The 16,475-nt window shown below is 60.4% G+C and carries 14 protein-coding genes and 1 pseudogene; 9 read left to right on the top strand and 6 right to left on the bottom strand.

Translation table 11 applies throughout. The features are described from left to right. Positions 1-114: 114 nt before the first annotated feature. From AC1Z32_RS06040 to AC1Z32_RS06055, 4 genes are read right to left on the bottom strand one after another with little or no spacing between them, the layout of a single operon-like run. The gene (locus AC1Z32_RS06040) at positions 115-1,155 is read right to left on the bottom strand and encodes a hypothetical protein (protein WP_483477779.1); all 1,041 of its coding nucleotides are present in this window, start codon (positions 1,153-1,155) and stop codon (positions 115-117) included. A gap of 19 nt (positions 1,156-1,174) precedes the next feature. Next, complete coding sequence (locus tag AC1Z32_RS06045) at positions 1,175-2,608, bottom strand: hypothetical protein (RefSeq protein ID WP_483477780.1); 1,434 nt, start codon at positions 2,606-2,608, stop codon at positions 1,175-1,177. A 5-nt stretch (positions 2,609-2,613) separates the two neighbouring features. Then, positions 2,614-3,417 carry a hypothetical protein gene (locus AC1Z32_RS06050; RefSeq protein ID WP_483477781.1) on the bottom strand — a complete coding sequence of 268 codons (804 nt, stop codon included), beginning with the start codon at positions 3,415-3,417 and terminating at the stop codon, positions 2,614-2,616. Next, complete coding sequence (locus AC1Z32_RS06055) at positions 3,414-4,865, bottom strand: hypothetical protein (protein ID WP_483477782.1); 1,452 nt, start codon at positions 4,863-4,865, stop codon at positions 3,414-3,416. The genes AC1Z32_RS06050 and AC1Z32_RS06055 overlap by 4 nt, the downstream gene beginning before the upstream one ends. 1,008 nt (positions 4,866-5,873) lie before the next feature. Between AC1Z32_RS06055 and AC1Z32_RS06060 the strand changes: the two genes are divergently transcribed. Next, positions 5,874-6,992 carry a sensor histidine kinase gene (locus tag AC1Z32_RS06060; RefSeq protein ID WP_483477783.1) on the top strand — a complete coding sequence of 373 codons (1,119 nt, stop codon included), beginning with the start codon at positions 5,874-5,876 and terminating at the stop codon, positions 6,990-6,992. Here the strand turns inward: AC1Z32_RS06060 and AC1Z32_RS06065 are convergent. Together AC1Z32_RS06065 and AC1Z32_RS06070 are read right to left on the bottom strand one after the other, a co-directional pair. Continuing rightward, a complete protein-coding gene (locus AC1Z32_RS06065; protein ID WP_483477784.1) occupies positions 6,985-8,010 on the bottom strand; it encodes a chemotaxis protein CheB in 1,026 nt (341 codons plus the stop codon). The two genes, AC1Z32_RS06060 and AC1Z32_RS06065, sit on opposite strands and share 8 nt — an antisense overlap. Beyond that, the gene (locus tag AC1Z32_RS06070; protein ID WP_483477785.1) at positions 8,007-8,213 is read right to left on the bottom strand and encodes a hypothetical protein; all 207 of its coding nucleotides are present in this window, start codon (positions 8,211-8,213) and stop codon (positions 8,007-8,009) included. Before AC1Z32_RS06070 ends, AC1Z32_RS06065 begins: the two co-directional genes overlap by 4 nt. Positions 8,214-8,605: 392 nt before the next feature. On the opposite strand from AC1Z32_RS06070, the gene AC1Z32_RS06075 reads away from it, so the two are divergent. The 8 genes and pseudogenes from AC1Z32_RS06075 to AC1Z32_RS06110 all read left to right on the top strand — a co-directional run. Beyond that, positions 8,606-8,782, top strand: coding sequence for a hypothetical protein (locus AC1Z32_RS06075; RefSeq protein WP_483477786.1), 177 nt, complete (start codon positions 8,606-8,608; stop codon positions 8,780-8,782). A 223-nt stretch (positions 8,783-9,005) separates the two neighbouring features. Beyond that, positions 9,006-10,097: an ABC transporter ATP-binding protein gene (locus tag AC1Z32_RS06080; protein WP_483477787.1), complete on the top strand. Its 1,092-nt coding sequence runs from the start codon at positions 9,006-9,008 to the stop codon at positions 10,095-10,097. Beyond that, a complete protein-coding gene (locus tag AC1Z32_RS06085; protein ID WP_483477788.1) occupies positions 10,084-11,208 on the top strand; it encodes an ABC transporter ATP-binding protein in 1,125 nt (374 codons plus the stop codon). Before AC1Z32_RS06080 ends, AC1Z32_RS06085 begins: the two co-directional genes overlap by 14 nt. Continuing rightward, positions 11,205-12,101 carry a carbohydrate ABC transporter permease gene (locus tag AC1Z32_RS06090; protein ID WP_483477789.1) on the top strand — a complete coding sequence of 299 codons (897 nt, stop codon included), beginning with the start codon at positions 11,205-11,207 and terminating at the stop codon, positions 12,099-12,101. The genes AC1Z32_RS06085 and AC1Z32_RS06090 overlap by 4 nt, the downstream gene beginning before the upstream one ends. Beyond that, positions 12,091-12,903 carry a carbohydrate ABC transporter permease gene (locus tag AC1Z32_RS06095; RefSeq protein ID WP_483477790.1) on the top strand — a complete coding sequence of 271 codons (813 nt, stop codon included), beginning with the start codon at positions 12,091-12,093 and terminating at the stop codon, positions 12,901-12,903. The genes AC1Z32_RS06090 and AC1Z32_RS06095 overlap by 11 nt, the downstream gene beginning before the upstream one ends. After that, positions 12,903-13,184, top strand: coding sequence for a DUF2160 domain-containing protein (locus tag AC1Z32_RS06100; RefSeq protein WP_483477791.1), 282 nt, complete (start codon positions 12,903-12,905; stop codon positions 13,182-13,184). Before AC1Z32_RS06095 ends, AC1Z32_RS06100 begins: the two co-directional genes overlap by 1 nt. Positions 13,185-13,286: 102 nt before the next feature. Further along, positions 13,287-15,026, top strand: a complete 1,740-nt coding sequence (locus tag AC1Z32_RS06105) for an ABC transporter substrate-binding protein (RefSeq protein ID WP_483477792.1) — start codon at positions 13,287-13,289, stop codon at positions 15,024-15,026. 643 nt (positions 15,027-15,669) lie between these two features. Further along, a pseudogene (locus AC1Z32_RS06110) lies at positions 15,670-15,981 on the top strand (tyrosine-type recombinase/integrase); the annotation flags it as partial. Positions 15,982-16,475: the final 494 nt, after the last annotated feature.

Below are 16,475 nucleotides of genomic sequence, written 5' to 3' on the forward strand. Positions count from 1 at the left end.
AAAGAGCAGCACAGACGAGCGGCTCTGTTGCGCCATCGATCGATGGTAGCCAGTCGCGCAGTCGCTCGGCGCCGCCAAAACGTCGAGCTTATGATTAACAGCGACGAAACGAGATCAGCCTCGCAATTCGAGCTTGTAGAAGAAGTTTTCGATGGCGTATCGCGACCGATTGAACAAACCGAGATCGGTTACCCGGTTCTTGATGTACACGTAATGCCGACAGTTCTTTTCTTTGCTGATGCGATCGATTCCTTGCATCTCCGATGAAAACTGTGCCAGCGACACCGTCGTCGGCTGCTTGAAGCGCGACGCTCCGGGCAGGGCCATCGCATCGGGCTGGCGCTTTTCCGGCCACGCAGGCGTGACGCGCAAGCCGTCTGTACCGATCTCGATGGTGAACAGGAACTCGGCCTTTCCTGTCTGCTCGTCGGCCCAGCAAGGCGGATAGTCGCGTCCGCCGCGCGCGTCGAGCCTCGCTTTGAGAAACGCGACCTGGCCGCGAAGATCCGCGTTCTCCTTCGTCACGCGAATCACGCCGCCACTGCTGGACGCGCCCATCATTTCCTTTCGCGCCGCTACGAGATCGCGGGCAAGCATCTGCTCCTCGCCTGACGCGTAAGACTCGCCCATCTGCTCCTGAAGCTGCTTTTCGACTTCTTTCTTGAGCGCGACGCCGGCTGCGGCCTCGGCGGCGATATCTTTGTCACCGATCTGCTGTTCGAGTGTCGCCTTCAACGCGAGTGCGTCGGTCACAGCCTGACGCGCGTGTTCGTTGACGGCAGCCTTGTCTTGTACCGCGTCGAGCGTCTTCTTCAGTTCGGTCAGCGCGCTCAGCGCCTTGTCGAGATCGTCGACTCGTCGTTTCAGCGCTTCGCGTTCGTCGATCAGTTTCGATTCGGCGATGAGCGACGTGATCACCTCATCAGGTCTCATGCCCGATCTGGACAGCGCCTCGCTCAGTTTCCTGCGTGCTTCGTCGAAGGCTTTGCGGTGCATATCGAGTTGCCCGGATCGATCCAGCGAAAGCTGCAGTTTCGCTGCGTGCTCGTCCGCCTGCACGAGCATATAGCCGAGCAATAGCATCAGGATGAAGGCGAGTGTGAATGCGATCTCCGTTAGCGATAATTGGAAGATCTGATCGGATTTGGCGCGCACGGCGATCTCTCCGGTTCGCTCAGGCGGAAGCCGCGCCGTTGAGCAGCGTGATCTCCGGCGCGTGTCCGTTCGCGCGCGCCACGCCGCCCGTCGCAATGTGTCGCTCCGGCGCTTCCGAAACGTGCGCCGCCGGGCTTCGCCCAAGCTCCGATAGTTGCGCGACGAGACTCTGGACCTCGCGCACGAGCCCGTTCATTCGCTCCGTCGTCGCGACTATGGCGTGCTCTGCCGCGCCCGTGGATGCGGCCTTGAGCGCCTCCCGTTCCACCTTCCAGTCGCGCGCCGCCAGTCCGATGGACTGATCGACAGCCTGAAGCGCGGCGACGACCCGTTCCATGCGTGTTGCATGTTCGGCGAGCATCCGTATGGCGGCCGACGTTGCGTCCTTGTGCTCGCCGACGTTCGCATGCAATGCCGACAGGCCCCGTTGCGTGGCGTCGAGCGTGGCGATGTGCGTCGTCGAGGTGTCCAGCATGCTTTGCTGCGTGCGGGTCAATTGCGCGAGCACGGCGGCGGCGGAATGCACATCGCCGTTGAGCGACTTCACGGAAGCGAGAAGGCCATGTGTCGATTCGAGTGCGGTATCGATCTGTCCCGATACCGCCGTGATTCGATGGGTAACACACTCTGTCGCATCGCCGAGCTTCTTCACGGGTTCGGCGAGGCCCTTGGCAAAGTAGTCGTCCGGAAAAGTCGTGCGTTCGAGACGCGCCTCTACGGCATCCGCGAACTGCACCACTCGGTCTTCTATGCTCTGAATGTTCTGCAGCATACCGAGCGAATAGTTGTCGAAGAGACGCGTGAGCCTGCCACTCGCCTCCTGCACGTCTCGTTGCGATTGTGTGAAGGCCTTCGTGTGCGCGTCGGTGAGCTGCTCGAAAAATTCCGACAACTTCGTGCCATACGATTTCGATAACTCTTCGATGCCCGACGCGACGCAAGCGACGGATTGTGTCGTCGTATCGTCCACTTGCCGCTCGAAGACCCGAAGCTTCTCCAACACGATCGTCAATTGGTCTCGAAGCTGATACGTGGCATCGACGACCTTATTTTCGGCGAGCTTCATCGCATCGTCCATGTCCAGCCGAAAGCTGACGAGCACGACACGCACGGCGAGTCCGAGCACCGTGCTCGTCATGGCGGCGCCGAAGCGGACAGCGATGGCGGACATCTGCGTGCCGATGTTGGGCAGATCGAACAGACTAAAGATGATCGACGTGATCGTGAAGATGAAGCCGAGGTAATAGCAACTGTCGGCGAATTTCTCGGGTGTCAGCGCCGGATCGGGGCTGATCACGCCGATCAGCACGTATAACAACATGATGGCGATCGGCACCGCCAGCCCGAGGATCCACGGCGAATGCAGATACCAGCCCAGCGTGGACGACGCGAGCTTGAACATAAGCGCAACAGCGAACAAATTTCGCGCGCGCACGGCGGTGAGACGGTCCATCGTAGTCAGCCCTCCAGAGGTGTGACGGCGACGATGCGCGCACCGGCCGAAGCGAAATAGTCTTCCCAGAACTTCAGGTTGCGGCGCGTTTGCAGGCGCGGCGTGTTGATCAGATAGTCGAGTTCGACATCAACGCCGCTGAGATTCGTGCTCACCTTCCGGCCATAATCGGAATCACGAAACGATGCGAATTCAGGCGTCTCGCGATACATCGAAAACTCCGGTGTGTTGTGCAGCATGTCGGATACGACGATCAACTTGCGCGGACCCTTGACATCTTCCTTTCGAAATCCGTTGATCGAGGTCATCTCGAGCATCTCGAAGATGGGCGAATACTTTGCGGACTTCGTCGTCTGCAACTGATCGGCGAGTGCAAGCATCGGTTCGCGGAAGCTCGTTTCGAATCGCTTTTCCAGGTGCGCCTTATTCGCCGTATATTCGCTTGCGCCGGCTCCGTCGCCGGGATTGCACTGGCTGAAGACCGGCTTCGGCGACGACTTGTAGTCCTCGCCGAGCACGAACACCGAGAGCAGGTAACCCGCGGGCACACGCTGCGCGACGAGCCGCTCCAGCAGTCCTTCGAAAGCCTGCTTCTGCGTGAAGCTGAGCGGATCGGTCCTGTCGACGAGGAGCACGATCTGCCCCGCCGGCCCGTTTGCGGGGCAGAGTCGCTTGTCCAGTCCGGCGGGACGCAAATGCACCCAGAGCGCTGCAGCGGCGAAGACAACAATGACAAAGAGCCCGCCGAGAGCGGCCCACAGATAGCTTCGCCCGCTGGATTCTTCCAGCGCGAACAGATCGTCTTTCATGCGGCCGCCTCCGCAACAGGCGCGCGTGCGGCTGCGACCGGTCCACGGAACTGTTCGTCGATCGGCCGAAGTCCATCGGACTTCCTGACGAAAGCAGTCTGGATCGCTGCCTTGATCGAGGGTAGCGCTTCGATCAGTTCGTCGACGCGCGCATGCTGCGAAGCGTACGTCGCCTGGCATTCGGCAATGCGGAAGTCGGGCAGCGGGATGTCCTTGAACTCCGGCAAAGGCGGGAAATCAGGCAACGCTGCATGGCCTTTCCAGTGCATGCGTAGCTCCGCCTGAAATATGCGCACGAGTGCTTCCTTGCATTGCGTCGCTTCGATCAGAGCGAAGTCGAGTTGATGCTGCGCCATCTTCCGTTGCTCGATGTTCGCGTCCTGGTAACAGACGTGGATCTTTGCCTCGCTCACGGCCTTGTCGAGTGCGTCCGTTATGCCGCATTTGATCTCTTCGATTTTGCGACGCACCGCCGAGAGGCGGGTTTCATATGCGATCTTCGCCGTGAGGAAGTCGCGATCGCGCTTGCCATAGCCGGGATAGCGGTCGTCCATCCAAAATCCTTCGACGAGTGCGAAGCCCGCGAAGAACAGGCTGACGCAGACGAGCACCCACGACTGCATATCGTCGAGACCGAACGGGGTCTGCACCAGTGAAGCCAACGCCGCCTTCTCGGGAGATGGCAGATCGGCAACCAGCGCACCGCGAACATGTGCAATCGCGAAGCTCACACATGACATCGAGAGCAACGCGGCCACGAGGGACGCGATGCCCAGGAGCTTGCGAGCGGCCTTCCGATGAAACAGGTTGCGAATGAGCGCAAGACCGAACATGAACGCCACACCCACATTGAGCAATGCCAACACCGCCGCCTGAAGGAACCCGCCGATCAAGCCCGTGTCGAGTCCGGTCGCGAAAAACGATGAGTTGAACACGGCCTCGGCCGTGACCAGGACGGGAACGAGAACGATGTGCAGCACTTTCTGGCCGCCCTTCGGATAGTTCGCGCCCCACGTAATGCCATGCTTCTCCCGGAAGCTCTGCAGGTCGGCCTCGGCGCGGCTCGCGCGGTCGCTCAGCAGGTTCAGCGCCGGACGTGCCCGGTCGAGAAGCACGTCGGCCTTGGCGGCGAACGTGGTCTCCGATTGCAGTGCATCTTCGACGAGCATCGTCACGTCATGCGAGGCGAACTGCTCGCCGAGATAGATCGCCCGGCGTCCCGCATTCTCGATGTGCACGTGGCGACCCTTATCAACGCGCGCAACAATGGCCGCTTCGACGCCGGAGCCCAGCATTGCCGACGAGCCCGCTTCCGCGAGACGGCGCGCCTCGCTGCGCAGGTTCAGTTCCTGTGCGATGGGCTCGACGGCGAATTGTTCGATCGCGACAGGCTGCTTTTTGCTTCGGCCGGCACAGAGCAACCGCCACAGGCGTTTCCATAGACGCATGATTGGTCTTTGTTCTCTTTTTATTAGACCGCCCGACGCGAGAAGCCGTCGAACTCCCGTAGTAAGAGCCGAGCTTATCGAAGCATTCCTTTACGACGATGGTCGGTTCCCAACACTCGAGAGAACTTCTTTATTGGTTTTGATGAGTCCCGCACACTTGTCTTGATCCTCGGCCGTTGCCACGGCATTCACACCCGGAACTTAAGCGTTGCTCCGTTGTAGATCCAGGCGCAATGGGCGTTAGTCCAGGTCCACTACTTCGTCGAGACGGTAGCGCGGCGATCTATGTTCTGATCGTCGGCGACACGCTGTCAGTGCATTTACGGCATCGCTTTAATTGACGCCGCGATCGACGACCGGTCTCGCTCGTCGAAGAACCGTTCCACTGCTAACCGCGTAGGCCGAACCATACGCGTAGCTCAAGCGTCAAGCTTCAGAAAACTGCGGCCGTTCCAGCGGAACGGAAGATGGTGGTAAGCCCTGCCGCACGAGCAGGACGAGCACTTCGGCCTTTTTGCCGACGTTGGACGAGGCTTCCTTAGACTTCGGCAATATGGCGGGTTGCCGCCGCTAAGGGTTTCGCGCAGCGGACGGCCTATTCTTGCATTCGCCAACTCACAGTTTGGACCCTCTTCGGCCGTCGAAGCTTCGGGACGCTGAGGGTCCCTTGTGCAAGTACAGCAGCCGCTAGCTCTCGGAGTCGTCGACGCGTCGTCGGCCATAGCCGAAGCTCGCCCTTCATCCGCCCTGCGGCTGCAACGCGCCGCTTCGCTGACGTTCATGATCCGGCGTGGTCGAACGTCGGCTTCCGGGAACGGCGAACGAGTGTTGACGACCTTGCGCGGGCGTTGTCTATCTTTGGCTGGTTGCCCTGGAGCAGACATCGGCGCAACATTGGACTGAGCGTCTCCCTGGCACCGACCCTATGGCAAGGGTGGACACGGCTCTTGGCGACACGAATGAACTGCGCAGCAGTGATTCACTGATTCGACATTGACTGGGAAGCGAATGGACTGCACCGATGGCTCCCTGCCGGACTTTCAAGCTATTTTTCAGGCAGGTCCCGATCCGTACCTCGTCGTGGATCGCGACTTTCGCATCGTTGCGGTCGCCGATGCGTACCTGAAGGCGACGATGACGCGTCGGCAGGACATCCTGGGGCGTCACATGTTCGACGTCTTTCCGGACAACCCTGACGAGATCGCCGCGACCGGAGTGAGCAATCTCAGGGCCTCGTTCGCGCAAGTACTGCGCAGCGGCGTGGCCCACTTCATGGCCGTGCAGAAGTACGACATCCGCGAGCCGAACGACACCGGCTCGGGGAGCATCTTTGCGGAGCATTATTGGCAGCCCGCCAATTTCCCGGTGCTCGACGATCGCGCACGCGTGCGCTACATCATCCATCGCGTCGTCGACGTCACCGAGCTCCACCGGCTGAAGTATTCGAGCCGGGACGTCCAGGAACGCCTGGAGCGCGACCTGTACTTGCGCGCACGAGAGATCGAGCACGGCAATGAGCTGCTGCGCGAATCGCTCCTGCAGAAGGAGACGCTGCTGCGCGAGATCCATCACCGCGTGAAGAACAACCTGCAAGTCATCGCCGCGTTGCTCCGATTGCAGGCCCAGCACGTTACGGACGAGGCCGCGCAGACCGCACTCTCGGAGATGGGCGGGCGCATCCGCGCCATTGCCGACATTCACCAGACGCTCTATAGCTCCTTTGATCTCGCGCGTGTCGACATGTCGGAGTTCGCCACCCAGCTCGCGAAGAACCTCCTGGCCGTGTACGGGGTCGACCGAGAGCGGGTGCGCCTGCAGTTGGAGATTGCATCGTCGAGCCTGGACATCGGGCTGGCAGTGCCGTGCGGGCTGATACTGAACGAGTTGATCAGCAATGCCCTGAAGCACGCCTTTCCGTTCGGCCGCAGAGGCACTGTCGTTGCAACGCTAGACGAGCATGCGGAGTTGCTGAGCGTATCCGACGACGGCGTCGGCCTTGGGGGAGGACCGGCGAAGGTCACCTTGGGTATGCAACTGGTGCACCTACTCGCGGAACAGATCGGAGCGCAAGTTCGCGTCGAGTCGGAGCGCGGAACGCGGGTCACCGTGACACGCGCCGCTACGTGATCTGTTCCCGGTCGCGCCGTTCGAGCGCCAGTTGCAGCGCAACGTGCACTTCAGCAGCCTCATAGGGCTTCATCACGTATCCGTAGGCGTTCGTGCGCTTGATGCTCGCGAGCGTTTCGGCATCCGCGTAGGCGGTCAGGTAGACGACGGGAATCTGCAACCGCTCCCAGATCAGCGACGCGGCCTGCGTTCCGTCCATCGCACCGGAAAGGCGGATATCCATCAGGATCACGTCGGGAAGGGTTCGCCCGGCCGCTTCGACCGCCGCCTCGCCCGTCATGACCGACGCGCAGACCTCGTAGTGCAGCGCGTGAAGATCGTTCTCGAGGCTCTTCGCGACGATGCGCTCGTCTTCGACGATCATCACCCGCGCCTGGAAATCGCCGGCCACTGGAGGCGCGCGGCGCGGGCGGGTGGCGAAGTCCAGCACCAACTCCGCAATGTCGGCCAACCGCGCCGTGTAGTCCACGGGGACTGTCTCGCGGACGCGCGTTGGCAGCTCCGGCGATTGTGCCTCGGTCGGGTCCTGGACGACGACGAGGCCGCCTCGACGCCAGATCTCCCACGCCCCCGCGACACCGTCCTCCATCGTGCCAGTGAGCACGACGCCGACGACGCGCCGCCCGTAGGCCACCGCCGCGGATCGAAACAGAGCGTTAATCGAGGGACGGTGGTAGCTTTCGCGCGGGCTCGGCTGAATGACGACGCGGCCCCGCTCCAATGTCATGTTCGCGTCGGGCGGCGCGACGTAGACCCGGCCGGTATCAACCAACTCGCCGTCTGCCGCGAAGCTCACCGGCAAGCGACTGCGTCGCCCGATCAGGCGGTCAAGCTCCCCAGGGTACCCCGCTCCCAGGTGTTGGACGACAAAGAACGCGGCGGGAATCTTCGCAGGGAAGTGAGAGAAGAACTCCGGCAGCGACGCGACGCCACCCTGAGAGGAACCGACCACGACGATGTCGCGAGCGCGAAGAGGTTTCGGGGAGTCGGGGGTCGGCTCAGCGTCCGCTAGTTTCATGACGTCAGCCCTGTGGGCGCGTCGTGCGGTTCACGTGCACGCGACGCCATCATGTCATGGCCTTCATTGCGGGTCAGGCCAGCCGGACCTTCATGCGACGTGTTCTCCAAACGTGCCAGGTTCGTCTTGAATATTGCAAGCGTTGCCTTCATGGTCTCCGGTAGCTCCTTGGCTAAGCCAATCAAAGCGCCGTTCAGGTCCATGCGAGCGATCCGACGATTGGCGCACCGGTCACTCGTTCGTCCAGCGCTTGGATGTTAGCCATAGCCCGCTCCTCTGATACTGATCGATGTCGCGGCCGTTGTGAAGGGGCCGCCGCGAGTTCGTGCGATCAGCGCTAAAGCGCCGTAAATTGGCGCACCTCTCGGGTCCAATAGCGGATGGAGCACCAAAGTTCTGCCCAATCGGGCGTCTGATTGCGGGCAAGATCCGGCCATCTGAATGCCGGATCGGCGATGGTTGCGAACGTCAGCTTCTTGCCGACTCCGGAAAATTTGGCACTCGCCAATCTTGCATTGTCTGCAGAATGCGACTTGTCCACCGCTTCCGCGAATAACTGTGTAGATAACGTGCCCATCTACGCGCTATGTGCTCCATGTTGCACACGCAAAGCCTCAGTGATGCGACCAACGACGTGGAGCGTTACGTCGATGCCGCTTCCCGCGTGCGAGCGATGGGCATCAGCAACTCGCTCGTCAGGATCGAGACGACTAGCGCGCCGCCCGGTCTTGCGCCAACTGCTGCACTAATGATCGTCGCCCTCGTGTGCTGAAAATGGAGTCAACATTACATTTCAGCCTATCTCATGCCGATCTTCCCCAACCCGCCGACCATATTCTCCATTTCATCCTGTCGTAAGGTTTACCCCGATTTAAACGCAAACCAACAAAAGGGACATTTTGACTGCAGCACGTAATCCATGCGAAACCCAATTGACGCCACCTTGAAGCGCCGCCTCTGCGACTGGCGTCGCGCACGCCGCAAAGGAGAGCGATTTGGTCCTGGAACTGGAGCAAGTCAGTGTCGTTTCTGGCGGGCAACCGTATTTGTACGGCGTGGATTTGCGCCTCGTCCCAGGCGCCATCAATGTGCTTCTCGGACCCACGCAGGCCGGTAAAACCACGCTGATGCGCGTGATGGCGGGTCTGGACAGGCCGAACGACGGCCGAGTGCTTGTCGACGGCCAGAACGTGACAGGCGTCAGCGTGCGCCAGCGTAATCTCGCGATGGTCTATCAGCAGTTCATCAACTACCCGGCCATGACGGTGTTCGAAAACATCGCCTCGCCTTTGCGCCTGCAAAAGACCGACCCTGCTGAAATCCGCCGGCGCGTGCGGGAAGTCGCAGCCAAACTGCATATCGATCATTTGCTGGAGCGGCGGCCAGGCGAACTGTCAGGCGGCCAACAGCAGCGCTGCGCGCTCGCGCGTGCACTCGTGAAGCGTACGTCGCTGGTTCTGCTCGACGAGCCGCTCGTCAATCTCGATTACAAACTGCGCGAGGAATTGCGCATGGAATTGGCTACGCTTTTCGCTGACGGCAACACCACCGTCGTCTACGCGACCACCGAACCTCTCGAAGCGTTACTGCTGGGCGGCTATACGGCGATCATCGATAAAGGCCGAGTTCTGCAGTTCGGTCCCACTCTCGATGTCTATAACGCACCGGTCAACGTCGCGGCCGCAGCCGTTTTCAACGACCCGCCGATGAACATGCTGACGTGCGACTGCGGCAACGGCCGCGCGCGTCTGCCGATCGGCGTGGAGGTTCCAGTCCAGCACGGTCCCGCTGTGAGCGGCGCATGCCGCATCGGCATCCGGCCAGGGCATCTGCGTCTTCAGGCGAAGGCCTCTCATGCGATCGCCGTTCCGTGCCGGCTCGAACTCGCAGAACTGAGCGGCTCCGAAACGTACCTGCACTTGCGCACGCTGACCGGCGCGGTCAACCTGGTTGCGCAGTTGCAGGGCGTGCATCAGATCGAGCTTGGCACGCAGCTCGACGTTTTCATCGACCCTCAAGAACTGTTTGTGTTCGGCGCAGAGACCCAACTGGTGTCCAGCCCGGAGGCAGCGCATGGCGTGCATTGAGTTTAGAAATCTCGCACACGCGTACAGACCGAGCCCCGCGACGGTCGACGACTACGCGCTTCAGCCCATGAGCATGGTCTGGGACGACGGCGGCGCTTATGCATTGCTCGGTCCATCGGGTTGCGGCAAGACTACGCTGCTGAATATCGTTTCGGGGCTCGTCAAGCCGTCGGAGGGCAAGGTCTTGTTCGACGGACGCGACGTGACGGCGCTCGGCGCACGTCAGCGCAACATCGCCCAGGTGTTCCAGTTCCCCGTGGTCTACGACACGATGACCGTGTTCGATAATCTCGCGTTTCCGCTGCGTAATCGCAAGTTGTCAGCCGCCGAGGTCACGAAGCGCGTGCACGAAGTCGCGGATATCCTCGATATGACACGCGACCTGCCGCTCAAGGCGAGCAATCTGGCCGCCGACGCCAAGCAGAAGATCTCGCTCGGGCGCGGCCTCGTTCGCAAGGACGTCGCGGCGATCCTCTTTGACGAACCGTTGACTGTGATCGACCCCGCGATGAAGTGGATGCTGCGCCGCCAGTTGAAGAAGATCCACCAGCAACTCAGGCTCACGCTTATCTACGTGACGCACGATCAGGTAGAAGCGCTGACTTTCGCCGACGAAGTCGTGGTCATGACCAATGGCCGCATCGTTCAGAAGGGAGGAGCCGATGCGCTTTTTCTGCGGCCGGACCACGCTTTTGTTGGCTACTTCATCGGCAGCCCGGGCATGAACCTTTGTCCGATCGAGCTCGACGCCGACGGCGCAACAATCGGCTCGCAGCGCCTGCCGCTCGACGCCGGCACGCTTGCGACGCTACGGGACGCGCATCAGCAGACAAACGGCGCGCTCAAACTGGGGATTCGCCCGGAGTTCGTCCGCCTATCGCAGGAAGGAGGAGCCGGCGCGGTGCACGCGCGGGTGCTGCGCGCGCAGCAGCTCGGCAACTATCAACTGGTTACCTTGCAATGCGACGGCCATGTTTTCAATGCGAGGCTCGAGCCGCATTTGCGGATTGTCGACGGACCTGCCTGGCTGCATCTCGTTGCGCCTGAAACGGTGTACTTCTGCAACGACGAAAGAATCGAAACGCGCATCGTCGAAGGGGCCGCGCGATGAACAAACCCGTCAATCAGAAGGCATGGTTGCTGGTCATTCCGGTGTTCATCTGCGTCGCGTTCTCCGCGATCCTGCCGCTGATGACGGTGGTCAACTATTCGGTGCAGGACATCATCGGCCCGACGCAGCATGTGTTCGTCGGTACGGAGTGGTTTCGCAACATCATGACCGATCCGGATTTGCGCGAAGCGCTCGGCAGACAGGTCATTTTCTCCGCGTGCGTTCTGCTGTTCGAGATTCCATTGGGCGTGGGCCTCGCGCTTTCGATGCCGGCTTCGGGATGGCGCGCATCGGCCACACTCATCGTGCTTGCCATGCCGTTGCTGATTCCGTGGAACGTGGTGGGCACGATCTGGCAGATCTTCGGGCGCCCGGATATCGGACTGCTCGGCTACTGGCTCAATAGTCTTGGCTTCGACTACAACTACACGGCGAGTCCCACGGCCGCATGGATCACCGTGCTGGTGATGGACATCTGGCACTGGACCCCGCTCGTCGCGCTGCTGTGCTATGCGGGCTTGCGCGCGATTCCGGACGCCTTCTATCAGGCCGCGGAAATAGACGGCGCAAGCCGCTTTGCGGTATTCCGCTACATCGAATTGCCGAAGATGCGCGGCGTGCTGATGATCGCCGTGCTGCTGCGCTTCATGGACAGCTTCATGATCTACACCGAGCCGTTCGTGCTGACAGGCGGCGGTCCCGGCGATTCCACAACATTCCTCAGTCAGTATCTGACCCAAAAAGCGGTCGGTCAGTTCGATCTTGGCCCGGCTGCGGCTTTCTCGCTGATCTATTTCCTGATCATTCTGCTGCTGTGCTTCATTCTCTACAACTGGATGAGCCGCGTAGGCAAAGGTGGACCGGCCGCGCAAGGAGACGACCATGCAGGATAAGCGCCGCTGGCCGCGGACGTTGATGCTCGTCGTCTATATGCTGTTCGCGCTGATTCCGCTTTACTGGATGTTGTCGATCTCTCTGCGCACGAACGAGGAGACCATGTCGACGTTCGCCACGCTGCCGCAGCACGTGACGTTCGACAACTACAAGGTGATCTTCACTGATCCTTCGTGGTACTGGGGCTACATCAATTCGATCATCTACGTGCTGATGAACACGGTGATGTCGGTGTTGGTCGCGCTGCCTGCCGCGTACGCGTTCTCACGCTATCGCTTTCTCGGCGACAAGCACATGTTCTTCTGGCTGCTCACCAACCGCATGACGCCGCCCGCCGTATTTTTGCTGCCGTTTTTCCAGCTCTATTCGAGCGTCGGCCTGACCGACACATACATTGCCGTCGCACTTGCGCACATGCTGTTCAACGTGCCCCTTGCCGTGTGGATTCTCGAAGGCTTCATGTCGGGCGTCTCGCGAGAAATAGACGAAACCGCGTACATAGACGGTTATACCTTTCCCGCTTTCTTCGTGAAGATCTTCCTGCCGCTCATCAAGTCGGGAGTCGGCGTCACGGCTTTTTTCTGCTTCATGTTCAGCTGGGTCGAACTGCTGCTCGCGCGCACGCTGACTTCGGTCAACGCGAAACCTATCGCTGCCGTGATGACGCGGACCGTGTCGGCGGCCGGTATGGACTGGGGCGTGCTGTCGGCGGCGGGCGTGCTGACTATCGTTCCCGGCGCGCTGGTGATCTACTTCGTGCGCAACTACATCGCGAAGGGCTTCGCGATGGGGAGGGTGTGATGTTCACCTGGATGTACTGGACTCCTGAGGTGGCGATCTTCTTCGCCTGCATCGTCGTCATGCTGGGCGGCATGACGGTATGGGAACTGCGCTCGCCAACTCATGAACGCAAGGGCTTTCTGCCTATCGCGACAACTCGCGGTGATCGCCTGTTCATCGGCCTGTTGGCTGCCGCGTATGTCAATCTCGCGTGGCTCGCCATCAGTGCCGAGGGCTCGAGTTCCTGGCCGGGCTTCACAGTCTCGGTGCTGATGGTGCTCGTGATCATGTGGAAGGGCTAGAAAGCAGATGCATGCAATGAAGACTGACAACTGCCGGTTCCGCTGATGCCCCCAGCGGGCGCCGACAAGATCGAAGGGGCACGGAAGACACAGGAGAAGACCATGCATCAGAGGAGACGGACCGTCGCGCTGGCATTGGCAAGCATCGTGTCAGGCGCCTTCGCGAATCAGGCTCTGGCGGGCACGCCTGAGGCGCAGAAATGGGTGGACAGCGAGTTTCAACCAAGCACGCTTTCGAAACAGCAGCAGATGGACGAGATGAAATGGTTCATCGACACCGCGGCGAAACTCAAATCGCAAGGCGTCAAGGAGGTTCATGTCGTGTCGGAAACAATCGACACGCATACCTACGAATCCAAAACGCTTGCCGCCGCGTTCAGTGAAATCACCGGCATTCAGGTGAAGCACGACATCATTCAGGAAGGGGACGTCGTCGAGAAATTGCAGACCTCGATGCAATCCGGGCAAAGCATTTACGACGGCTGGATCTCGGACTCGGACTTGATCGGCACGCACTATCGCTATGGCGTGATCGTTCCGCTATCCGATTACATGGCGGGCGAAGGTAAGGAATACACCAACCCCGGACTTGACCTGAAAGACTTTATCGGCACGAGTTTTACGACCGCGCCTGACAAAAAACTCTATCAGCTTCCCGACCAGCAGTTCGCGAACCTTTACTGGTTCCGCGCGGACTGGTTCGCACGCAAGGATTTCCAGGACAAGTTCAAGGCGAAGTACGGCTACGATCTCGGCGTGCCGGTCAACTGGTCCGCGTATGAAGACATCGCCGAATTCTTTACGAACGATGTGAAAAACATCGACGGAGAGAAAGTTTACGGTCATATGGATTACGGCAAGAAAGACCCATCGCTCGGCTGGCGCTTCACGGACGCATGGCTTTCCATGGCCGGCGAAGCCGACAAAGGGATTCCGAACGGCATGCCCGTCGACGAATGGGGCATTCGCGTGACGCCTGACGGCTGTCATGCGGTAGGCGCGTCGGTGTCGCGCGGCGGCGGCACCAACAGCCCGGCAGCAGTCTATGCGACGACCAAATACATCGACTGGCTCAAGAAATACGCGCCGCCAGAAGCGTCGGGCATGACCTTCAGCGAGGCTGGCCCTGTGCCCGCGCAAGGCAGGATCGCGCAACAGGTGTTCTGGTACACCGCGTTCACGGCTTCGATGCTCAAGCCGGGCAACGTCACGAATGCGGACGGCACGCCGAAGTGGCGCATGGCGCCGTCCCCGCACGGCGCTTACTGGAAGGACGGCATGCAAAACGGATATCAGGACGTCGGCTCGTGGACGTTCTTCAAGTCGACGCCGCCGAATCAGCGGGCTGCCGCGTGGCTGTACGCGCAGTTCGTGACGTCGAAGACCGTGTCGCTCAAGAAGTCGATTGTCGGTCTCACGTTCATTCGAGACTCCGACATTCATAGCGACTACTTCACGAAGAACGCGGACAAGTACGGCGGCTTGATCGAGTTCTATCGCAGCCCGGCGCGCGTCGCGTGGACGCCGACCGGCAACAACGTGCCCGACTATCCAAAGATGGCGCAACTCTGGTGGAAGAATGTCGGCACCGCTGTCGCCGGTGAAAAAACGCCGCAAGCTGCAATGGACAACCTCGCGAAAGAAATGGACCAGGTGTTGTCCCGTTTGCAGCGGGCCGGGATGAAGGTTTGCGCGCCGGAGCTCAATGCGCAAAGCGATCCGTCTAAGTGGCTGTCCGACCAGCACGCGCCGTGGAAACGGCTCGCCAACGAAAAACCGAAGGGCGAAACAGTGAAGTATGAGCAACTGCTGTCGGCTTGGAAGGCGGGCAAGGTGCGGTAACAATTCCGACGGCCCTCGGCGCTCTTATGAATGGGCGGCGCTTGATAGCGCCGCCTTTTTTATGTGTTGCCGAACTTTCGGCATGCGGCCGGAACCATCATCAACGAGCCCATGCCTACCACGAGCTGGTATGAGGCAGCGGGTGGAGACAGGGAACTTCGGGACGGCGAAGCGGCATCGCGAGGCAGGGCATCCGCGCATCACTCGCAGCATCTCCGGTTGATTGCAGCGCGACATAGCAGGTCGGTGTCGTCATGCTGCAGATACCGCCGCCCGATGCATCGGGACCGTACCGTCTGGAACTGGCGCGCGAGTATCTGGTCGAGCCGCTGAAGGGCGGGAACATCGGCCAAGTACATCGCGATGTCGCTTGGACGAATGGCGATCCGTGTTTGCATGATCCGGGTTTCGACCTGCTCGTGGAGTCGGATGCTGCATTTCCCGATACGCCCGCCAGTGCGCCTGGTCTCGTGGAACCAGCCATCGGCAGGCATGTGCGAGTCTCATCGAGGACGGCGCGATTTTGCAGACTGGCATCGGCGCGACTCCGGAGGCGGTGCTCGCGCAACTTGGCGAGCAGCGCGATCTTGGCGTGCATACGGGCAGCATCGGCGACGGAATCGGCGTGGCAACCTCGAGCGAGCGCACGGATACTTGTGCGCCACTCACGCGTGCGGCGCTTCTCGCGATCGTCAAGGACGCTTTCGCGGGCGCCGCGGCTCGCTTGCGCGCAGGCGACGACGCCTTCCGCGCGCGTGCTGATCTACTTGAACAGGCCTCCGCGCATTGGCTAAGGCACAGCGCCGGATCACATATGGCCGACCAGAAAGTCCATCTACGCATGGTCCGCGAAATTCTTCCGCATGCATCCGTGACCACAGCGAGCATCTACCTACATGTCGACGATGATCGGCGCCATCAAGAGACCGCCGAAAAGCACCGCTTAGACTGGTAGCGGAGCAGTGGATCGATTCCGAGTCGCCTCTCGTCCTCCCGCCCTCTTATCCTTTATCTGATTTTGCAACTGCAAGACCGACCTGGCCGTGGAACCACATGTCTTCCAACCTTAGTTCACCGCTGACAAGCGAAGCCTTACGTTCATTCTGCATTGGCGTGGAAAAGCTGCGACCTGCGTCGTCGCACGCTATGCCTTCAAAGCGTATTTCTGGCTTTCGCCGGACGCGGACGAAGCTCGAACATTCAAGGTATCTAGCGGCGGATTTTCTCGGATTGAAGCAGTCGCCCGTCGCAAAAGTTGCTGACCCGTATGACCTCAGACCTTGATCTAACGGGCGTTGAATTCTCAAAGGAGTGATCGTCGGCCGTGATTGGAGACTACGGGTGCGATCTTTCGTGAGACGCTCAATGAATCTGAAGCGAAATTTGGGGCTCGCCATTAGTTGCGAATGATCCATATCCGTCAACTCACAGTTTCGACCCGTTGCCGTC

It is taken from the genome of Caballeronia sp. 11_S32, assembly GCF_056930355.1.

Excerpts from the sequence above, each read along its gene's own strand:
- AC1Z32_RS06085 (WP_483477788.1), top strand. The coding sequence starts at position 10,084 with ATGGCGTGCATTGAGTTTAGAAATCTCGCACACGCGTACAGACCGAGC.
- AC1Z32_RS06045 (WP_483477780.1), bottom strand. The coding sequence starts at position 2,608 with ATGGACCGTCTCACCGCCGTGCGCGCGCGAAATTTGTTCGCTGTTGCG.
- AC1Z32_RS06090 (WP_483477789.1), top strand. The coding sequence starts at position 11,205 with ATGAACAAACCCGTCAATCAGAAGGCATGGTTGCTGGTCATTCCGGTG.
- AC1Z32_RS06050 (WP_483477781.1), bottom strand. The coding sequence starts at position 3,417 with ATGAAAGACGATCTGTTCGCGCTGGAAGAATCCAGCGGGCGAAGCTAT.
- AC1Z32_RS06095 (WP_483477790.1), top strand. The coding sequence starts at position 12,091 with ATGCAGGATAAGCGCCGCTGGCCGCGGACGTTGATGCTCGTCGTCTAT.
- AC1Z32_RS06105 (WP_483477792.1), top strand. The coding sequence starts at position 13,287 with ATGCATCAGAGGAGACGGACCGTCGCGCTGGCATTGGCAAGCATCGTG.
- AC1Z32_RS06070 (WP_483477785.1), bottom strand. The coding sequence starts at position 8,213 with ATGGACCTGAACGGCGCTTTGATTGGCTTAGCCAAGGAGCTACCGGAG.
- AC1Z32_RS06060 (WP_483477783.1), top strand. The coding sequence starts at position 5,874 with ATGGACTGCACCGATGGCTCCCTGCCGGACTTTCAAGCTATTTTTCAG.
- AC1Z32_RS06055 (WP_483477782.1), bottom strand. The coding sequence starts at position 4,865 with ATGCGTCTATGGAAACGCCTGTGGCGGTTGCTCTGTGCCGGCCGAAGC.
- AC1Z32_RS06075 (WP_483477786.1), top strand. The coding sequence starts at position 8,606 with ATGTTGCACACGCAAAGCCTCAGTGATGCGACCAACGACGTGGAGCGT.
- AC1Z32_RS06065 (WP_483477784.1), bottom strand. The coding sequence starts at position 8,010 with ATGAAACTAGCGGACGCTGAGCCGACCCCCGACTCCCCGAAACCTCTT.
- AC1Z32_RS06100 (WP_483477791.1), top strand. The coding sequence starts at position 12,903 with ATGTTCACCTGGATGTACTGGACTCCTGAGGTGGCGATCTTCTTCGCC.